This is a genomic window from Ruegeria sp. AB7 (genome assembly GCF_056542625.1).
Genome location: NZ_JBQGAC010000006.1, coordinates 283,261 through 302,682, shown reverse-complemented (window position 1 = coordinate 302,682; position 19,422 = coordinate 283,261). Strand labels below are relative to the sequence as shown.

The 19,422-nt window shown below is 53.6% G+C and carries 18 protein-coding genes and 1 pseudogene; 5 read left to right on the top strand and 14 right to left on the bottom strand.

Annotated elements, in window-relative coordinates; translation table 11 throughout:
• Position 1: 1 nt before the first annotated feature.
• The 3 genes from ACR0EN_RS16815 to ACR0EN_RS16805 form a co-directional block, all read right to left on the bottom strand.
• The gene (locus ACR0EN_RS16815) at positions 2-1,531 is read right to left on the bottom strand and encodes an ABC transporter transmembrane domain-containing protein (RefSeq protein WP_480587893.1); all 1,530 of its coding nucleotides are present in this window, start codon (positions 1,529-1,531) and stop codon (positions 2-4) included.
• Entirely contained in the window at positions 1,528-2,592 is a 1,065-nt protein-coding gene (locus tag ACR0EN_RS16810) for a hypothetical protein (RefSeq protein ID WP_480587891.1), read from the bottom strand. The genes ACR0EN_RS16815 and ACR0EN_RS16810 overlap by 4 nt, the downstream gene beginning before the upstream one ends.
• Positions 2,593-2,817: 225 nt before the next feature.
• Positions 2,818-3,273: an EF-hand domain-containing protein gene (locus ACR0EN_RS16805; protein ID WP_480587889.1), complete on the bottom strand. Its 456-nt coding sequence runs from the start codon at positions 3,271-3,273 to the stop codon at positions 2,818-2,820.
• Between the two features lie 1,058 nt (positions 3,274-4,331).
• Here ACR0EN_RS16805 and ACR0EN_RS16800 point away from each other — a divergent pair.
• The 5 genes from ACR0EN_RS16800 (at position 4,332) to ACR0EN_RS16780 (ending at position 9,348) form a co-directional block, all read left to right on the top strand.
• A complete protein-coding gene (locus ACR0EN_RS16800; RefSeq protein ID WP_480439453.1) occupies positions 4,332-4,859 on the top strand; it encodes a roadblock/LC7 domain-containing protein in 528 nt (175 codons plus the stop codon).
• A gap of 111 nt (positions 4,860-4,970) precedes the next feature.
• On the top strand, positions 4,971-5,648 hold the full coding sequence (locus ACR0EN_RS16795) for a response regulator transcription factor (RefSeq protein WP_170818990.1): 678 nt from the start codon (positions 4,971-4,973) through the stop codon (positions 5,646-5,648).
• Complete coding sequence (locus tag ACR0EN_RS16790) at positions 5,635-7,041, top strand: sensor histidine kinase (RefSeq protein ID WP_170818989.1); 1,407 nt, start codon at positions 5,635-5,637, stop codon at positions 7,039-7,041. The genes ACR0EN_RS16795 and ACR0EN_RS16790 overlap by 14 nt, the downstream gene beginning before the upstream one ends.
• Before the next feature lie 219 nt (positions 7,042-7,260).
• On the top strand, positions 7,261-7,422 hold the full coding sequence (locus tag ACR0EN_RS16785; protein ID WP_170516072.1) for a hypothetical protein: 162 nt from the start codon (positions 7,261-7,263) through the stop codon (positions 7,420-7,422).
• Positions 7,423-7,983: 561 nt separating this feature from the next.
• Positions 7,984-9,348 (top strand): sensor histidine kinase, encoded by a 1,365-nt coding sequence (locus tag ACR0EN_RS16780; RefSeq protein WP_170516074.1) that lies wholly within the window; start codon positions 7,984-7,986, stop codon positions 9,346-9,348.
• A gap of 1,160 nt (positions 9,349-10,508) precedes the next feature.
• Here ACR0EN_RS16780 and ACR0EN_RS16775 read toward each other — a convergent pair.
• The 11 genes and pseudogenes from ACR0EN_RS16775 to ACR0EN_RS16725 form a co-directional block, all read right to left on the bottom strand.
• A pseudogene (locus tag ACR0EN_RS16775) lies at positions 10,509-10,643 on the bottom strand (IS3 family transposase); the annotation flags it as partial.
• 478 nt (positions 10,644-11,121) lie between these two features.
• Complete coding sequence (locus ACR0EN_RS16770) at positions 11,122-11,220, bottom strand: hypothetical protein (RefSeq protein ID WP_170624980.1); 99 nt, start codon at positions 11,218-11,220, stop codon at positions 11,122-11,124.
• A 4-nt stretch (positions 11,221-11,224) separates the two neighbouring features.
• Complete coding sequence (locus tag ACR0EN_RS16765) at positions 11,225-11,503, bottom strand: hypothetical protein (protein WP_170567384.1); 279 nt, start codon at positions 11,501-11,503, stop codon at positions 11,225-11,227.
• Between the two features lie 147 nt (positions 11,504-11,650).
• Positions 11,651-12,748 carry a M56 family metallopeptidase gene (locus ACR0EN_RS16760; RefSeq protein WP_480587886.1) on the bottom strand — a complete coding sequence of 366 codons (1,098 nt, stop codon included), beginning with the start codon at positions 12,746-12,748 and terminating at the stop codon, positions 11,651-11,653.
• On the bottom strand, positions 12,735-13,130 hold the full coding sequence (locus tag ACR0EN_RS16755; protein ID WP_170392848.1) for a BlaI/MecI/CopY family transcriptional regulator: 396 nt from the start codon (positions 13,128-13,130) through the stop codon (positions 12,735-12,737). The genes ACR0EN_RS16760 and ACR0EN_RS16755 overlap by 14 nt, the downstream gene beginning before the upstream one ends.
• Before the next feature lie 66 nt (positions 13,131-13,196).
• Complete coding sequence (locus ACR0EN_RS16750) at positions 13,197-13,598, bottom strand: DUF2160 domain-containing protein (RefSeq protein WP_480562599.1); 402 nt, start codon at positions 13,596-13,598, stop codon at positions 13,197-13,199.
• Positions 13,599-13,606: 8 nt separating this feature from the next.
• The gene (locus ACR0EN_RS16745; protein ID WP_058280831.1) at positions 13,607-14,404 is read right to left on the bottom strand and encodes a carbohydrate ABC transporter permease; all 798 of its coding nucleotides are present in this window, start codon (positions 14,402-14,404) and stop codon (positions 13,607-13,609) included.
• A complete protein-coding gene (locus ACR0EN_RS16740; protein WP_170392846.1) occupies positions 14,401-15,264 on the bottom strand; it encodes a carbohydrate ABC transporter permease in 864 nt (287 codons plus the stop codon). Before ACR0EN_RS16740 ends, ACR0EN_RS16745 begins: the two co-directional genes overlap by 4 nt.
• The gene (locus tag ACR0EN_RS16735) at positions 15,261-16,337 is read right to left on the bottom strand and encodes an ABC transporter ATP-binding protein (protein WP_170401961.1); all 1,077 of its coding nucleotides are present in this window, start codon (positions 16,335-16,337) and stop codon (positions 15,261-15,263) included. The genes ACR0EN_RS16740 and ACR0EN_RS16735 overlap by 4 nt, the downstream gene beginning before the upstream one ends.
• Position 16,338: 1 nt before the next feature.
• Positions 16,339-17,388 carry an ABC transporter ATP-binding protein gene (locus ACR0EN_RS16730; protein ID WP_170392844.1) on the bottom strand — a complete coding sequence of 350 codons (1,050 nt, stop codon included), beginning with the start codon at positions 17,386-17,388 and terminating at the stop codon, positions 16,339-16,341.
• An 81-nt stretch (positions 17,389-17,469) separates the two neighbouring features.
• Complete coding sequence (locus ACR0EN_RS16725; RefSeq protein ID WP_170392843.1) at positions 17,470-19,209, bottom strand: ABC transporter substrate-binding protein; 1,740 nt, start codon at positions 19,207-19,209, stop codon at positions 17,470-17,472.
• Positions 19,210-19,422: the final 213 nt, after the last annotated feature.

The following is a 19,422-nucleotide window of genomic DNA, read 5'->3' as shown; positions in this document are numbered from 1 at the left end:
ATCAAATGACCTTTGAATTCTCATTCAGATTAGAGGTGACGTGATCATCGGCCAATATTATCGTTGCCGACGAAAGCTCTTGAAACGCCGCGAGCAGTTCAGCTTGTTGATGTCGGCAGGCAGCCCACCTGATTGAGGAGATTACAACAACTTCGGCCTCGCACAGTACAGCGCGCGCAAGATCTAGCCGCAAAGTTTGATCAGATGACAGCCCGTGGCCGTTTTCAGCGATACGTTGGTCAAGACCTTCGGGGGCCATGAGCAAGTCGGATAGACCTAGTTGCCTCAGCACATTCGCGATCCTGCGGTCGCTGGGCCGTTTCCGGCACATCAAGGTTGCGGATCGGCGCAAACTGCCCTGAAGCCCGATATGGGCGTCTCCGATGAGCGCGAGTTTTGGTGGAAATTGATGCTCACCATAGCGCACTTCAATGCCCTCATAAGTGTCAAAGCCCGCGATACATCGCGCGAGCTTACTGGCGTACGGTCCCGTCAACTCTGAGGTCCTGTTCGGTTTGGCAACAAATGTGAAAGGTGCTTCGTCAAGTTTTCCGGTGACTTTAATGACTACGGCATCGGTTTGTTGTGCGACGTTTCGATTGACCGTTGGCTCCGAAAGAAGCCGTTGAGCTTTCTCGCGCGCAACGCGCCAGGCACAGTGATGATCCCAAGCACTCGCGAGATTTTGTAACGGAAGCGCGATCAATGCCATCACAGCAAGGCAGGCAGCAACGGTCGCAGGGGCGATGCCTGTTTGGCCAGCTTGCCAAAGCATCAAGAGACTCACGAATGCTACACCCAATCGCAGGATCGCCTGAAGGCCAACCACGCGGCCACGGCGTGCCAGCGCATCATGGCGCAGCGTTGCACCTTGTGTGTCTAGCTTCTGTAATTCGCGGTCTGTCCTGCCCATTAGGTCGAGTTCAGGGGCAATCGCAATCCGCTCGATCATGGAGATCGCAATGCTGGCCCGGCGCCGGCGCAGTCTTCGGTGCCTATGCTCAAGATGCCAGGCCATTGCCGCTGCTAGCAGCAGAGTCAGACCAAGTGCTGCCATACCACTGACCGCAAGTACGGGATTTAGATAAAATAGAATGGCTGCGGCGCCTGGGATTATAACTGCCGCAGAACAGACGCTTGGTAAACCGCGTCCAAACCAAATGCGGGCTGCTGACAAATCACCAACAAACCTTAAGGACAGCGCGCCGACTCGGCGTCTCTCATGGCGCGATTTGGGAAGTTTTGCGATCTGCTGATAGAGCGCACGCCGCAATGAGATCGCATAGCTTTGGCCGAGCGCTTCCGCACGATATCGGCACAGGAACAGACATGCGGCAGTGCCTACACCGGAACCGGCCAATTGCAATACGGTCTCTATGGCAAGCGCATGTCCCGCGTGTATCGCCCCAAACGCGTCCCGTGTCGCGAAAGCAGCAAAGGCTAGTGCAACCGCTTGAAAGACACTGCTTGATACCACGAGGACCGCATCGATGATGCGATCCCGTGTGGCCAACCTGGGGAGGGGGGTCATGCGGCCACGTTCTCTGGTTCATGCCGCATCAGGGGGGCAACATGTTGGGCGATCATTGCAGGCGACCAAAGGTCTTCACGCGACAGGATCGGGCACCCGGTGGCTTCGAGCGCTTCGGCCGAGGCGAGGGGTGAGCAACTTACCTTCCCGGAAATCGCAAATGGGCTTAGCCCAACCCGTTTAAGCACGGTGACGCCGCCTAATGCGCTCAGCGCATCTGGTGCTGCAAACAGGATGCCATCAAGACGATCCCGAATGCGTGAGGATCGGAGTATTGCGCGGGTTTCCTGTTGGAATACGCCATCTGCGATTTCTACAACCACCACCTCGGCCCCTCGCGATGCGGCTGTCGCGACCAGAGTGTCAAAGCCGGTTTCGATCTTCTCCAGAGGCATCCGATAGGTTGATGCCATCCCGACATCCGTAAAATCAAGCGCGGGCGCGCCTGCATCCTCAAAACTGTTGAAATCGCCAAAGGCCCCGGTGCCTGTGGCTTTGACACCCGACGCAGAATACCCCGCACGCGTCAAGCCATGCCCCAGGCTTGACGCAGCGGTTGTCTTGCCGGAATTCATCGATGCCCCAAAAACGCCGATAACAGTCACTTGGTTATTGGCCGGCAATTGGGGCAGAGCATAGTCCGCGATATTGATCACCCGATCATTGGCGTCGGTGAGAAGGCCTAGGGTTTTCAGCCGTGTGGGGTCCTCCATCCGGATATGCGCGGCATCCACCCGGCCCGCTACGCCGCCGCCCGCAACCAGATCGATGAGATCATCGTCGACAACGGCACTGGCAAGAAACTGGTCTGGCGCATAGCGATCACCCAGGCACAAAACAACAAAATCGCCTGGATAGCTGGTCGAAACACGCCGTTCGGCTAGCTGTATTTTCTTGTGGTGCCCGATCTCGACGATCTCGCAGAGGATCAGATCACCTGCTTTTGCGTTGTTCATCTCAGTGCTGAGCCCGTGAACATCCGACCGATCAACGCGGCGGGTTGTGAATGCCCATTTTGCGATTTCACAAGCGCTGAGGGGGATTGGGGGAAACTGTTTCATGTTTTGCTCCGTGGCTGACGTGTCCATGGTTTCATCTTGTCAGCACCGTGTGAGAAAAGTTGCAAAGGTGCATGAAGGGACGTGGTGCGATTGAATGAACAGCAGATGAACGCGATGTTTGAGCGGGGGAATTGGGCGCGAGCTTAGATTCGTAGCGGCCCCAAAATCCCGGGTTGGCAGAGAAAGACGGATTGAGCTAAACACCCAACGTCGGGTGGCCGGCGATCAGTCGTCATCGCCGTCATCATCCCCATTGTCGTCCCCGCTATCATCTCCACCGTCATCATCACGGTCGTCACCGCCACCCTTTCTGCCAGAGCCGTCATTGCCGTCATCTCGCTCTCCTCCGTTCCGATTTCCCCGATCTTCACGCTCGTCTCGATCATCATTCTTCCTGTCCGAGCTTTGCCGTAATTCCCTGATCGTAATGCGGCTGTCACCATTTTGGTCGATATCCTCAATCAATCTGCGCGCACCTGCTTCTCCGAATGCAGCCACAAGTTCATTGAAACTAAGAACGCCGTCAGAGTTTGTATCGACAGAGCGAAAGCTCGCTGTCTGTGCAGTGGCTTTGCCCGATAGACCAATCCCGATCATCAAGATAAGAGCGAAAATGAACGAATAGAACGTATGGCCGGATGTCCTTATTCTGCACTTTGTCGCCTCGCGTCGATCTAACAACAAAGATATCCCTTTAACCGACGTTTGTTCCTTGAGATTCAAGTATTTCTATCTCAGTAGGACAAGATAGCGCGCTCGGATGAAGCGCTGATATTCTGCTGATGAACGTCAGATGAATTTTGGTGACGCTATGGAGTGCTTTGCAGATTGTTTGGCGTGGAATTTAAATTAGCGTTTTCGCTGGCTAAATTTATCAGATGATAAATTAACTATACTTTGCAGCCGCGTGAGTTATCGGGTCCGATATGTTTACTTAATGTCAGCTTGCAACAGACCTTCAGTCAGTTCGCTTCCCGACTGAGAGTATTTAATACTTTCGTATTAAGTGCTTCTACCCGAAAAAACCTAGAGGCTTGTCAATTGTTTTTATGGAGCTTGACCAGTTCGTGACAGCTTCTTAGTTGGTTGTACCATCGCATAACTCGTCAGGAAGTCTGGCGACTTTCTTTAATATAACAACAACTTGCTTGCTCTCACCGTTAGAAGGCATACCAAGAGATTCAACGTTAAGCCACAGCCGACGTCTGAATGCTCGCACGGTCAGTTGATCAACCATTTGCTCCGAAGCTTCCATTTTTCGTCAACGTAAAAAATAAATTCTTACAAATGTTTAAGCTTTATGAAAGGTCGGTTAAAACTCTGAATACTCTACGGACCACTTAGTCGTTTGGTAACGAGGCGAAGGTCTGATGCTGAGTTCTGTTTTATCCGTTTTGGCTGGCGTTCTTTTTGAGCTCGGTCATTTGTGGCCCGCATTCCTTCTTGGTTCGGAAAGTGTACTGGCTTTTACAACCAACACTGCCCAATATTTGGCCCTTGCCTGCGTTGTCGCACTGAGTTTTTTGCACAGAGGGCACAATAACTCCCGAGACCCTAGCGCAGCAGTTTTGAAAGTGACATCAGAACCCAAGTGTCTTCCCCGTCAAGGGACAGGCGATCTTCCTTGTTTGGATGACAGATTGGTTGATCAGCTGTTTCTTCACGCCCAAGCAGTTCGAAGAAACAGGCACCCAGTTCGACATTCTACTTCCACGATCACAGCGAGAATTGGATAGCAAATGTCGAGACACAAAGGTGATGCCACCTCTGTGCTGGCCAGATTTGGCGAAAGGTTTGGCTTGGTTCAAAAACTCGTCATTACCATCCCACCTGCAAACAATAGGACTCGTCCAATCAATCAAATGCGCGGTGCGGGTCAGATCAACAATTCTAAGGCCAAAAAGGAGCCAAACATGTCGTTGGACATTTCTAAACTAAGTGAAATCAAAGGTCTTCTGGGGGCGTGCCTCGTCGACAGCGATACAGGCCTTACTTTAGGCACAGAAGGCGGTTCCAAGTTTGATCTTGATACCGCCGGGGCAGCGAATGTTGAAGTCGTCCGTGCCAAACTTCAGGCAATTGAAGCTTTGAAACTTAACGATACCATCGAAGACATTCTGATCACGCTTGGCAAACAGTTTCATCTGGTTCGTCCACTAGACAAAAACCCAAACATTTTTGTGTATGTCGCGTTGGATAAGAAGACCGCCAATCTGGGGCTCGCCCGATTGCAAGTAAAAGCTGTTGAAGAAACGCTCAGCCTCTAGCCTGCAACGAAATGCCAAATGGACTTAGCCATCCCGTTATGGCTGAGTTCACTTAACCCCGCATTGGTAACTGCGATAAACGGATCCAACGGTAATGTCGGAGGTCTTAAAATGAAAATACTCGTCGCAGAAGACGACAAAAAGACCGCCGAATTTGTCAATTCCGGGCTGAGATCGAACGGTTTCAGTGTGGAGTGGTATGATGATGGTCGAGATGCTCTCTCATATTGTTTGTACAACGAATGTGACGCCATAGTCTTAGACCGTATGTTGCCCGGAATGGATGGTCTCTCTGTTCTCAAGGCCTTGAGGGCCGCGAAGAAACAGACCCCAGTTTTGTTCCTCACATCAATAGGCGACGTTCAGGACAGAGTTGAGGGTTTGACCGAAGGTGCGGATGACTACCTGGTTAAGCCTTTTCATTTTTCAGAACTTCTGGCGCGCCTAAACAGCATTATCAGACGACAGCCGACCGGCATTGCCTCAACTGGGCTTCAAGTCCACGATCTTTCGATGGATCTGCTCAGCAGGGTGGTGAAAAGGCAAGACGTTACAATAGACTTATTGCCCCGTGAATTTGCGCTGTTGGAAGTTTTGATGCGGAATGCCGGTCGGATCGTGACACGCAACATGCTTTTGGAGCAAGTCTGGGACTACAACTTTGATCCAAATTCGACCGTGATTGAAACGTATATAAGTCGCCTTAGGTCGAAGATCGACAAACCCTTCGAGACGCCACTTTTGCACACGTCTCGAAACGTTGGATACAGCATTCATGGGCCGCTCTAGCATTCTCTCAGGTGCTCCGTTCCGATCGGCTTGTTTCGCGGCATTGATAGTCTGGATCATAACTGCAGTGTTTGGCTCTGCTGTCTACTTAGCGCTTGCAGACAGGCTTCGCAGTGATCTCCAGCAACAAATCCTCGATGAAGAGCTCCTGCTTCATGAGATTTTACTGGACGGCGGCTCAGAACCAGTTCAGCGAGCAATTGAACATTTGAATAGTCCCATTCGAACTGGGCTTCACGTAGTCGCGCTGTTCGACCAGAACGGTTCATTACTTGCTGGATCAGTTGCGAAAACGCCCGATACGATAGGTTGGCACGAAGTCGATCCGGATTTTTTGCAGATCGGTGGGACCGCGCCCGTCTATCTTCTCCATGTATCAGAGTATCTTGGGTATCGCACAGTGGTCGCTCGCAGCCTGACACCACCTAATCAGGCTTTGAAAACCCTTTGGGAAGGGTTGTTGCTGCTGACGCTTTCGACAACTGCCGCTGTCCTGGGTCTTGGCTATTACTTCAGCGCTCAAGACCATCGAAAACTTCAAAGGATTGAGCGAACCCTCGACCAGGCCTTTCAAGAAGATATCAGCCTTCGTCTTCCCGTGTCAGATACAAGCGACCTAAGCGATCGAATTTGCCATATGATCAACCGACGTCTCGACTGGATTTCGAGCTCACTCAACTGTGCTCAATCCACTGCGGTCACAATTGCCAGCGATTTGAGGAGCCCTTTGTTGAACGGGTTCATGGCTTTACAAAAGGTATATTGCGAAGTTGAGCATGGTGGTGACCCACGACAAGGCCTCGACGATTTAGAGAAAAATCTTAGGCGCATCAGAACTGTCTTCGACACAGTACTCATAGTATCTCAAATCGAGGCTGGCGGGCATGAAGTAAGCTTCCAAACCGTCAATTTGAGTGCACTCGTTGAGAATGTGGCAGAGGCGTTTCATCCGGTTGCGGCGGAAGCAGGTAAACACATCACTGCTGACTACAACGCCGACACGATTTTGATACGAGGCGACGAAGACATGCTGAAACGGCTGCTCGTCAATCTTGTGAACAATTCACTCCGGTTTTGCCCTTCTGGATGTTGGATCAGGATTTCCCTAACGGCCACGACTGAAGCGATACAGCTGATTGTTGAAGACAATGGACCGGGGGTTCCGGATCCACAAATCAGCAAGATTTTTGACGCGTTTTTCCGAGTTGACCACACAAAAAACGACACTGGAAATGGGCTCGGCCTATCGCTTGTTAAGGCCATCGCAATGCGGCACGGCGCACTTATCACCGCAGAAAACAACAAACCGGGCCTGCGGGTATGTGTGAGCTTTGGGAAGCCGCCGATTGCGGCCCGAACACAAGCTGATGATTTGTGCAGCTCAGAATTCTAACCATCACCTAGACCACTCAAACCTGAAAGTTCAACCTCTTTGATCGGAAACACAATGATGAAAAATGCAATATTCCTAGTGGCACTCCTGCCTGCGAGTGCGGCGACTGCGGGCGAGACAGTATTCCAATGCAGGTCAGAAACAAACGGAGAAGTAATCCAGGTTTTTCAGGATGCCGACCTCTCAGAAGCGCGACTAATAGTGCAGGATACAGAAGGCATGGCCTCTGTCGCACACGGTCTGGACGGCATAACATTCATCCACATCAAGCCCGACGAAGTCTGGACGTTGGTGCTCCATTTTCCAACCATGACCTATGAGTTGTCCACTCATGGTGCCACACCAATCGAAGATCACGGACATTGCACAAAGAGTGGATGATCAACACAAATCACTCGGTGTTCATCGGGTAGATCGCAATAACCTTTCAAAAACGTAAGGATGGTGAAAACCCGCTGGCAAGATCACGTTGCAGAAGGTGCTGTCAGGTTCGGAACTGAAGCCGAATACTCGACTGAGGAAGCACTCGTACCCCTTCTTGAGGGTATTACCGGTGCCGTGAAGACACGGACCACTCACTCGTAAGCAAGCTTCCCTCAGTCAAAGCAGCGCGCCCTTCCTCCCCCTCGGAAGGGCGCGTTGTAAGTTCAACTAAACCTGCTTTCTGTTGCTTCCTAATACCGGCCGTGAACTCCTTGTGCGTTGGCTGTCAAAAATGGCTCGATGTGCTCAATCAAGTGCAGCTTGCATGGACCTCAAAGCGTTGACTCTACTGAGTTTCGCTGGGTCCGCATCGCCAGTGTTGCAACACATTCGGCCAAATTCCCCATTTTTCGAATGAAAATGCAGCTAAAACCCTCAGATCACATACTCGATCCGCCAGAACAGGTTCGTCGTTAGCCGAACAACATGGTGACGACACAAAAACCGGACTAAAGAAGAATGAAACGCTCAAACATTGTATCTGGAGCAGCCTTTACTACCGCGTTGTATGCTGCGGTTGTCATACTTCTTTCGGTTGCAGCATTGGCATTTTTGACATTTGAAAGAATTCGTGGCGACTTGCAGCGTGAAATGGACTCGTTGCTAATCGATGAAATGCGTTTCATACAAGAAATTCTGGACGATAACGACAACGATTCCGACGTGGTGCAAGCGATTGATGACGCGACACTCTGGTTGCCGTTCGACACGAGTTTGATTGGTCTGTTCGATAGTCAAGGGAAGCGTCTGGCTGGAAACATCGACGAGTACCCATCCTTTCGAGGCTGGGGGGAAATCGAAGATGATGGCATTAACCTAGGCGGTGAAAAGCGTATCCATCGTGTAAATGTGCAAACCTACCGTGGCTTCGTAATCGTGGTTGGTCGCGATCTTGCATTTGTAACAAGCACACTTCGATCGTTGGCTTGGTCTTTGGTTGCAATCGGATTAGGAGCAACGCTTTGCACGCTATTGGTTGGCTACATCACCAGCATAAGAACATATCGCAAACTTGATCAAATGGCGAAGACGCTCAACAAAGTCTCAAGAGGGGAGGTCAAAGCGAGGCTTCCGGTCGGCAAGAACAATGATCAGATAGACCGGGTTTCAAGGCTAATGAACAGCCATCTCGACAACCTGACTGCTTTGATGTCAACAACACGATCAGCCGCTGCGGCCATTGCGCATGATCTGAAGAACCCGCTCACCCATGCTTACATCACACTTCAGCAAGCGAGGGATTCACTGCAATCGGAGGGTAAATCTGTCGAAGCTATTGACCAAATTCAATCTGAACTTGATCGGCTCAAATGGACCTTTGAAACAGTTTTGCGGATCAATCGCATCGAAGAAGGCAACAGTTCAAAAGCGTTCAGCTATCTGGATTTGAATAGACTGGGTCGAGAAGCTGTTGAGAACATGATCCCGCTAGCGGAATTGAAGGCACAAAGCCTTAGTTTTGTGGAGAACCAATCAGGGCGCACACTAATCGAAGGCGATGAGGGTATGCTAAAACAGCTCTGTGCAAACCTTTTGCAGAACTCAATTGATCATTGTCCAGAGCATTCCAAGGTTCTGCTGATCGTTGAACAAGAAGAAAGCATCGTTACGCTTTCGGTAGTCGACAATGGCCCTGGCGTTCCAGAAAACACACTAGGTAAGCTTTTTGTTCCTTTCTATAAACTGGAAAGTGAACGTAACAGTGTTGGGAATGGTTTGGGGTTGGCGCTAGTGAAAGCTATTGCAGACCACCATTCGTCGCTCTTAACTGCCATAAACAATTCACCTGGGTTGACTGTTTCAATTCAATTCGAAGTTGCGTAAGGGCACTTAATAGGTGAGCGAACCTATCTTGGTGTTTACGAAACTTGGGACCGAAGAAGGTAGTCGAACAATCAAAGCCGGGAGAGACTGTCTCGAAACAGCGACCGTTCGAGGTGTCGACAGGGCGGGGATGCCCCGCTTTGATGTAATCAGGTAATTCGGCGTTTCTAAACAAATCCAATATCGCTGACGGAAGCAATTCGTCGCGATGGGTGTGGATAAATTAGTGGACCTAGATTGGCTATATAAGAAGAACGAATTGCTTAAACGAGCCGAGTCGGATTTAACGTTGTACAACTTAATCCTGTTGGTGGCTTCAAACGGCAACTTCTAAGGCCGGCTGATCGTTGTGCGTGCATTGACCGTGTGTGCTTCAGGCTCAGCGTCTTGGAAACGCCCCGGTGGCCGACATCGAATACCAGAACCGTTTTGAAATCGGTCTAATCGGTCTTGGTATAGTTGGCTGACTGCCTAAAGCCCGTGCGGCCTGGAATATTGGGCTACTTTGATGTGATGGAAAACCTTTGAGTCGCAAAAGGCAAAACCAGTGTGCCTATCAAAAGTCGAATCACTCAAAATCAATGGCTTACTGGTCGCCGAATGGCAAAACTATGTGTCGCCCTACATTCCTGTTGAACGTCACATGAACCTGACCCAACCGTCATAGTTGGACCAGAAAAGCAGTGAACGTTTGACATCAGAAGGCGACCCCAATGTTGGACATCAGTTGAATTTGACCTTTGCGTCATCAGCTAACACGCCGCTGCCATTTCATACTCCTGCAGATAGTTTGGTTTGTTCTGACTTCCCTTTCGGAAAATCAGAGCTGATTTGTAGGTCAGACAGCGAAGCTGCCTGTTCCTGCCAATCTGCCACGTGGCGAACGCGGGAGGGGGCGAGGCAATGCTATTCGACAGGGGTGGTGCGGCCCGCAGGCGCAGCCGAGGACACGGCCCTGTCTAAAAGGGTTGCCCGAGGGGGAGGGCCGGGCCCTCACCTTGACGGCTAGGGGAGTTTGGCTTGTCCAAATCCCGCTGGCCCACGAAAGGACGGTGATGGGAAAGAGGGCTTGCTGCTGTTTGCTATTGAACCCGTCTGTCAAACTTCAAAAAATAATTGTGGCAACACAGCAGACTTTCGCTGCGCTTGAAAAACCTGACTAGGCTCTGGGCAGTGCCTTCACAGCGGTGCAGCTCCGCAATGCTGTCCTCACCATTCAGGCCGTCCAGCACGATCCTGATTTGCTCTTCTGCCGAAAATTTTTATCGGGTCACACGGCGAGTGTCCTTTACCACCTTCTCACCGTGGCTATGCTTGGTTCCGGGTTTCTTTCTCCTCGCTACTCCTTGGCGGTTATGGTGAGTCCGAAACCCTTCTGTAATCGGGCCCGGTATTGCAAGGATATTGCGCCCGAAAGTGCTTGCTTCTGTCCCTGATCTGCGTGGTGCACTCAAATGCTGCGGTTGGCTCTGACGGGGAAAGCCTATTTCCCTTGCGGCATATATTTTTATCAGGGTTTCTGTCGGCATTTCCCGCGCTGCGTCCTTTCAGGGGCGCCTTCCTCGCGGAAGAGTTGGTACTCGTTGTCTTTCAGACGGCTCTGAATTCCGTGCCGTCTATCCACATCCGATGCATGATGACTGCCAGTTTCCTCGCGAGGGCAATTTTGGCGCGCTTTGCACCACATCGGGCGGCAACACGCATCGGCCATGCCTTCAACGGAGTCCATCAGGTGGTTCTCACAAGCATCACATGCGCTGCTTCGTAAAGCGTCTATCCCACACTGGCATCGCCGGCCTTGGTATTTGATGTGACTCGATCCGTTTGTCTGGATTGGTTTGGCCATGGCGTCAGGCCAAAGCAGGCTTCCACCGACTTAGATGAACGGAAACGTTTTGGGTCCCTCAATGGCAACACGGAAGGTCATTGCAACTATGGCGCCGACACCGGGAGTTGTCATAAGGCGACGACAGACATTATCTTTGCGAGACTGATCTCGAACCTGCTTGTCCAATTCAGCAAATTCTTCTGCCATCGCATCACGCGCTGACGGGAGCGGGAAGATTGCCGCCACAAGGACCGGGTTACCTGCGATCACGCAAATTGCCGCGCTCTTGACTGAAACATCAAGACCCACGAAATAAGTCTCGGTCATCTCCTTTGAGCTTCAAATCACTACCACAATTATGGTGAACCGGCCCGACGACCGCATCTCCCTTATCAAATCAACCTAAACTAATCCATTGGGGCCGACGTCAGACACGTCTGCATGCCTGATCTGAGACGGCAAATTGTTGACCCGTCAGTTCCCTCGATTGCGAGCCTCCAGCCGTTCCAGATTGATGACTGTAGACAGCATCAGCCGATCGTGGCTCCAGTCCTGTGTTTGGCGAACTGATGCTGATCCGATGGCGAGAACTAATGCAAATGAAAGTATCAGTCCAAGAAATACCGCAGGCAGTCGGGTGTCTGCCATCGGCGCTTCGGTCAACGCTAACACGCGCTGCCGCAGTACGTGCTTTGCCTTTGTTCCGTAAACCAGTGCCACATTAAGAACACGTGGATTGTTCAACGTAATCGATCGCGCGCAGAATTCCAGCAAACAGGTCGTATACTCCTTTGAATCTATGCCCTTACGAGACACGACGGATTGGTCACAGGCCAATTCGCGTAGCCGGTCGAATTGGTGTTTGAGCACCAGATAGGCCGGGTTCCAGAACAGCAAAGGTCGCAAAAGCTCGAACCCAAGCTCCCATTCCACGTCATTGGCTCGGATGTGCTGAAACTCGTGCGCCAGGGCAAATCGCAACTCATTTGGTGTGTTCAACAGATGACTGGGCAGCACGACGTGCCGGCGGCGGAGGCCACGCACAGCGAACGGTACGGTAATCCGATCTGACAGGCGAATGTCCACCTTGGCGGATTGCCGCCACAGAAAACTGGTCGTGATCGCGCTGCGGATGGCCCATGCATCGCGCATCACACGAACTGTCAGCACCGCTGCAATAAGAGCAAATGCGATCAAGGCGCAGTTTGCGGCCATGCTTGCGCCTGCCAGTACGTGGTCCAGCCACCGCTCGCGCGTGTTCAGTAGGGTTTCAAACTGTGCTGCTGGCATGGCAATGTCGCCGCGCAGATAAGCGGCCACGGCAATATCCCCCAGTGCAACAGGTTGCCCCGGCCAGACCAGTCCTGCAAGGCTCGAGACCCCTGTAGCCAAAATGGGGTTGACAAGAACGCAGATACAAAGTGCCTTGAGCAAGCGAAGCTGAGCCACAAATCCATATCGCATCGATGTCCTATCCAGCGCCGCGCGCACTGCCAACCAGATAAAGGCCGACAATCCAAGCACGACATTCAGATCAAGAAACGTATCGAGAACCGGTTTAACCGCTGTCATTTTGCAGTCTCCTCTCTACCAGTGCTCGAATTTCCTCCAAATCATCTTCTGTCAGCCCCTCATCGTCGACCAGCCTTGCAACCAGCGTCGCGGGTGTGTCGTCAAACAGGGTCCGAGAAAGATTCTGCAGCGACCGCGACTGGTACCTGTCCTTTTCCAGCAGGGGTCTGTAGATCAGCGACTTGCCGTTCTTCTCGCTTTCGACGAACCCTTTTTCATCAAGGATACGCAGAATAGTCGCGCCGGATGTATAGGCCAAATTACGATCAGAAGGCAGGCGATCAAGGACATCACGGACCGAACCCTGACCCAGCGCCCAGAGTTCGTTCATGAACTCAAGTTCCACGTCGGTCAGAAGATTTGTTGTCTTTTTCTTTCGCATCGATCTCGGTGTCGCCATTTTCTAGTATGCCTGACAGACAAGCATCCTTTCGCTGTTTCTCAAAGCTTAAACTTTCCAGAAGACGAAGACGCCCCAACCGATGGACAGGAAAAGAGGCGTCCATACAGGTTGGCCTACCAGCCCAAGCCAGGCCAGGAAGATATAGGTCGAGCCGAGCAGTGTTATGAACAACCGATCGCCCAACGTGGTTGTCAGACCAAGTACACCGCGACGTTCAAGGCCGTCGCGGAACTTGAACCCTTCCAATAGTCCAATTAGTGCGATGGCCGCGAAGATACCCACGAATACCGCCAACGTCGCCGGGGTCCAGGCCATCCAGAAATCAGGCCAAAGAGGGGCGGTCCACGAGAATCCCTTTTCCTCTTGCTGGCCAACATTGCCCCATCCGGCTTGCTGGGCGAATGCCCTCGAAGGCAGGAAGGAGAGGGTGAGAAGAAGTCTACGCATATCGAACCTCACACACGGCCCATCGCGAAACCGCGCGCGATGTAGTTGCGGACAAACCAGATGACAATGGCACCAGGGATAATGGTCAGTGTTCCCGCGGCTGCCAGCAGACCCAACTCATACCCCGCGCTGGAGGCGGTGCGGGTCATCACGGCGGCGATGGGCTTGGCCTCGACCGCGGTGAGGGTCTTGGCCAGCAGCATCTCGACCCATGAAAACATGAAGCAGAAGAAGGCCGCGACGCCGACACCCGCTTTGATGTTGGGCAGGAAGATCGTCACGAAGAAGCGCGGGAAAGAATAACCGTCGACATAGGCTGTCTCATCCAGTTCTTTCGGGATGCCGCGCATGAAGCCTTCGAGAATCCAGACCGCCAGCGGCACGTTGAACAGCGTGTGCGCGAGCGCCACGGCCAGATAGGTGTCGAACAGGTGGATTGACGAATAGAGCTGGAAGAAGGGCAGCGCGAACACCGCCGCTGGCGCCATCCGGTTGGTCAGCAGCCAGAAGAATAACTGCTTGTCGCCCAGAAACCGATAGCGCGAGAACGCATAGGCCGCTGGCAGCGCTACACAGACCGACAGCACCGTGTTGATCGTCACGTAGATTATCGAGTTGATATAGCCCCAATACCACGTCGGATCGGTGAAGATGGTAATGTAGTTCTCCAGCGTGAAGGTCTGGGGGAACAGGGAAAAGCCCGACAGGATCTCGTTCGTGGTCTTGAAGGACATCGCCACCAGCCAATAGATCGGCAGCATCAGGAACGCGATATAGAGGATCGGGATAAGGGACCGCTTCTTCATTGCGCGTCATCCTTTGTCATCAGAGTGTAGAAGACCCAGCTGACCAGCAGCGTGATGGCGAAGTAGATCAGGCTCATCGCGGCCGCAGGGCCAAGGTCGAACTGTCCCAGCGCGATCTTCACAAGGTCGATCGACAGTAAGGTGGTTGAGTTGCCGGGACCGCCGCCGGTCAGAACGAAAGGCTCGGTATAGATGTTGAAACTGTCCATAAAGCGCAGCAGAACGGCGATGGTTAGTACAGTCTTCATCTTGGGCAGCTGGATATAGCGAAACACTGACCAGGGGCTCGCGCCGTCGATCTTAGCAGCCTGATAATAGGCATCCGGGATCGACACGAGGCCGGCATAGCACAGCAGCACGACCAATGAGGTCCAGTGCCAGACATCCATCACAATGACCGTGATCCAGGCCGACAAAGGTTGCTGCGTCATGTCATAGTTGATGCCCAGGACGTCATTCAGGAAGTAGCCCAGCAGGCCGATCTTGGGCAGAGTAAAGATATTCCACATCGAGCCGACCACGTTCCACGGGATCAGCATCGGCAGGGCCATCAGGACCAGACAGACCGGCACCCAGAACCCTTTGCGCGGCATGGAAAGCGCCACGATAATACCAAGCGGCACCTCGATCAGCAGGATCAGAAAGGTGAACAGGAACTGCCGTCCCAGAGCTGCCTGAAACCGGTCGGAACGCAGGATCTGTTCGAACCAGCCCAGTCCTTCCCAGAAGAACTGGTTGTTACCGAAGGTCTCCTGCACCGAATAGTTGACCACCGTCATCATCGGCACCAGCGCATTAAACGCGACCAGCGCCAGCACCGGCAGGACAAAGAACCATGCTTTTTGGTTTTCCGTTCTCATTGCGTCCGCTCCTCGGTTGCGATCCAGCCGTCGCGGTAGACGCGAGATTGTTCGGGTTTGAATTGCAGGTACACATGTGAGCCAGGGTTGGGCGCATTGTGTTCTGCTACGGCTTTCACCGGCGTATCACCGACCATGGCACTGACCACATAGTGTCGTCCGATATCTGCGACCTTGGTGACATGGGCAGGGATGCCGGTTTCGCCAAAGCTTATATATTCAGGCCGGATACCCAGATCGGTGCGGCCTCCGTCACCGTGGGTCTGGCCTTCCAGCATCACTTCATGGCCTTCGAACAGGGCCCGATCGCCCTTTGCTTCGCACGGCAGCACATTCATGCCAGGAGAGCCGATGAAATGGCCGACAAATGTGTGCTGAGGGCGTTCGAACAGTTCCACAGGGGTGCCGATCTGCACGACTTCGCCTTCCTGCATCACGACTACTTCGTCCGCGAAGGTCAGCGCCTCGGTCTGGTCGTGGGTCACGTAGATCATCGTGGCTTTGACGCGCTGGTGCAGCTCTTTCAGCTTGGACCGCAGTTTCCATTTCAGATGTGGGTCGATAACAGTCAGCGGCTCATCGAACATCACCGCGTTCACGTCGTCGCGCACCAACCCGCGACCCATCGAGATTTTCTGTTTGTTGTCCGGGCTCAGACCTGAGGCCCGGGTATTCAGCATATCCGTAACGTCCAGCATCTCTGCAATCTCATCGACGCGACGTTTGATCGTTGCAGGGTCGACTCCCCGGTTTTTCAACGGGAAGGCCAGATTTTCGCCCACAGTCATCGTGTCGTAGATCACCGGGAACTGGAACACCTGCGCAATGTTGCGTTGATCTGGGGGCAAGGCAGTAACGTTCTGACCATCGAACAGAATCTGTCCCTCGGAAGGCGTCAGCAACCCCGAGATGATGTTCAGCAGCGTTGACTTGCCGCATCCTGATGGCCCCAGCAGCGCATAGGCGCCGCCATCGCGCCAGGTGACGTCGATTTCCTTCAGGGCGTAGTCCTGTGGCCCCTTGGGATTGGGGAAATAGCTGTGTCGCAGGTTTGCAAGCTTGATTTGTGCCATGTCAGGCTATCCTTTTGCCGTCTTGGCCGAAATACCGGCAATGGGCCGGGTTCATGTAGAAGCTGTGGTCTTCGCCCACCTGATAGGGATGGACACCCGAGGCCAGGGACACCCACGCCTCATCCCCATGCTGGAAGTGCGCGCTGGAATCCGAGCCCGAAAGCTCGGTCACGATGACTCGCCCGGTCAGCTCCACGTCGGCGTCGGAAGAGCGGAACGGGGTCACCCGGTGCGGACGCACGGCGACCAAGTAGTCACCATCGGCTATATCGGTGACTTTCCAGCCACCACCGCCGACCAATTGCGCCTGCGCATCAGACACGGTGATGCGCGCCACATTGATGGGCGGGTCAGAGAACACACGAGCTGCAGAGATGTTCTCGGGGTTGCGATAGATATCTGAGGTGGGGCCAAATTGGGTGACGCGCCCGTCCTCCATCAAGGCGGTGTTGCCGCCGAGCATCAACGCCTCTTCCGGTTCCGAGGTGGCATAGACGACCACGGCCCCGCGCCCGGCGAACAGGTCGGGCAGTTGTTCACGCAGTTCTTCACGCAGCTTGTAATCGAGGTTGGCCAGTGGTTCGTCAAGAAACACTGCGCGGCTTTCCTTTGCAATCGCGCGGGCCAGCGCGGTACGCTGCTGCTGGCCACCTGACAACTCATGCGGACGGCGCTGTAGCATTGGGCGCAACTGCAGCAAGTCGGCGGCCTCTTCGACGCGGCCTTCGATTTCGGATTTTGCCATCCCCGCCACGCGTAAGGGCGAAGCGATGTTGTCGAAAACGGTCATATGCGGGTAGTTCACGAAGAACTGGTGTACCAAACTGATCTGCCGCTTTTGCGTGTTCAGCTTGGTGACGTCCTGCCCGTCCATCAGAACTTTGCCTGAGGCGATCGGGTCCAGCCCTGCCATCATCTTGATCAGCGAGGTTTTGCCCGACCCCGTAGCGCCCAACAGCACATTGAAATGGCCAGTCTTGAGCGTCAGGTTCGTAGGCTTGATATGGATGACATTGCCAACCCGTTTGGTGGCGTCTTTAAGTTCGATCATGTCCGTGGGTTCCGGTCCTTCAGTGCGTCGCACTGGCCTTGGGGTGGGGATGCCGCACACGGCACCCCCGGTTTCGTTTGCTTACTGAGACTGCCAGCGCTGAACCAGTTCGTCATAGTTGACGGTCTGGCCCTGCGGCTTTTCGTTCTCAAGCTTGGCCTTGGGCGAGCCCGGCTTTTCCAACCAGAAGGCGGCATCCTGCGGCTCGTTCAGACGCGGACCACAGCCACCGTAGACACCGGCGCTTTCGTCAGCGGCCTGCATTCGGGCCATAGTGATGTCCATCTCTTCTGCCAGACGGTCCATCGCCTCTTGCGGGGTGAAGGCGCCCGAGTTCACGTCACCGATCTGCTGCCACCAGATCTGGGCCAGCTTCGGATAGTCCGGCACGTTGATGCCGGTCGGTGACCATGCCACACGGTCGGGTGAGCGGTAGAACTCGACCAGACCACCCAGCTTGGGTGCGCGCTCGGTGAACGACTCGTGGTTGACCGAGCTGTCGCGGATGAAGGTTAGGCCCACATGGGATTTCTTCACGTCGACAGTCTTGGACGTCACGAATTGGGCATAGAGCCAAGCCGCCTGAGCACGATCCGCAGGCGTCGACTTCAGGAAGGTCCACGACCCCACGTCCTGATAACCAACCTTCTGGCCTTCTTCCCAATAGGGGCCGTGCGGGCTGGGCGCCATCCGCCACAGCGGCGTGCCTTCGTCATCCACGGTGTTGTTGCCTTCGGACTTCGGCTTCACCATGTCTGCGGTGAAGGCGGTGTACCAGAAGATCTGCTGAGCCACGTTGCCTTGGCTAAGCGCTGGCAACGACTGGTAGAAGTCGTAAGACGCCGCACCTGGAGGCGCATACGCTCGTAGCCATTCATCCCACTTGCGGATCGCATAGACCGCAGCGGGACCGTTTGCGGCACCGCCGCGTGAAACGGACGCACCGACCGGGTTACAGGTGCCCGCTTCCATGCGGATGCCCCATTCGTCGACGGGAACGCCGTTCGGTTCACCCACGTCACCGGCGCCGGCCATCGACAGCCAGGCGTCAGTCATGCGCCAGCCGAGGTCAGGCGCGCGCTTACCATAATCCATGTGGCCATAGATCGTGGTGCCATCGACTTCTTTCACGTCATTGGTGAAGAACTCGGCGATGTCTTCGTAGGCTGACCAGTTGACCGGAACGCCTAGATCATAGCCGTATTTCTCTTTGAACGCGGCTTTGTTGGCTTCGTCATCGAACCAGTCCTTGCGGAACCAATATAGGTTCGCAAACTGCTGGTCGGGCAATTGATACAGCTTGCCATCAGGGCCGGTGGTGAACTGAATGCCCATGAAGTCATCCAGATCCAGCGTTGGCGAGGTTGTCGCCGCCCAATCACCTTCCATCATATCGGTCAGCGGATAGGCCAACTGCAGGCGCGAATGTGTCCCGATCAGGTCGCTGTCGTTGACATAGCCATCATACAGATTCCGTCCGGTTTGTAGCTGAGTCTGTACGGCCTGAACCACTTCGCCTTCGCCGAGAATCTGGTGATTGACCTTGATCCCGGTTATTTCCTCGAACGCCTTGGTCAGAACCTCGGATTCATAGGAATGCGTCGGGATACCCTCGGACAGGACATTGATTTCCATGCCCGAGTACGGTTGTGCAGCTTCGATGAACCACTTCATTTCGGACAACTGTTCATCCTTCGACAAGGTCGATGGCTGGAATTCGTCGTCGATCCAACGTTGTGCTGCGGCTTCGTCGGCCCAAGCAGGACCATGCCCCGCAATGACGGCCGCTGCCGCCACGGCGGAAAGTAGATGTCTCCGCATCTGTCTCCTCCCAAAGATTATGTGATCCGGTGCAGACCGGATGGCAAACAGCATCGATGATATTCGGCGCTGCTGTCAAACTAATTTTTTAGTAGAAAGGAAGAAGTAGATCAACCCATTGTTTTACATCGATTATTACCGTTTACGTTGGAGGGTGAACTTCATGGATCACGCCAATTAGCATCAAATACGTGCGCTGCAAACGGCCCATTC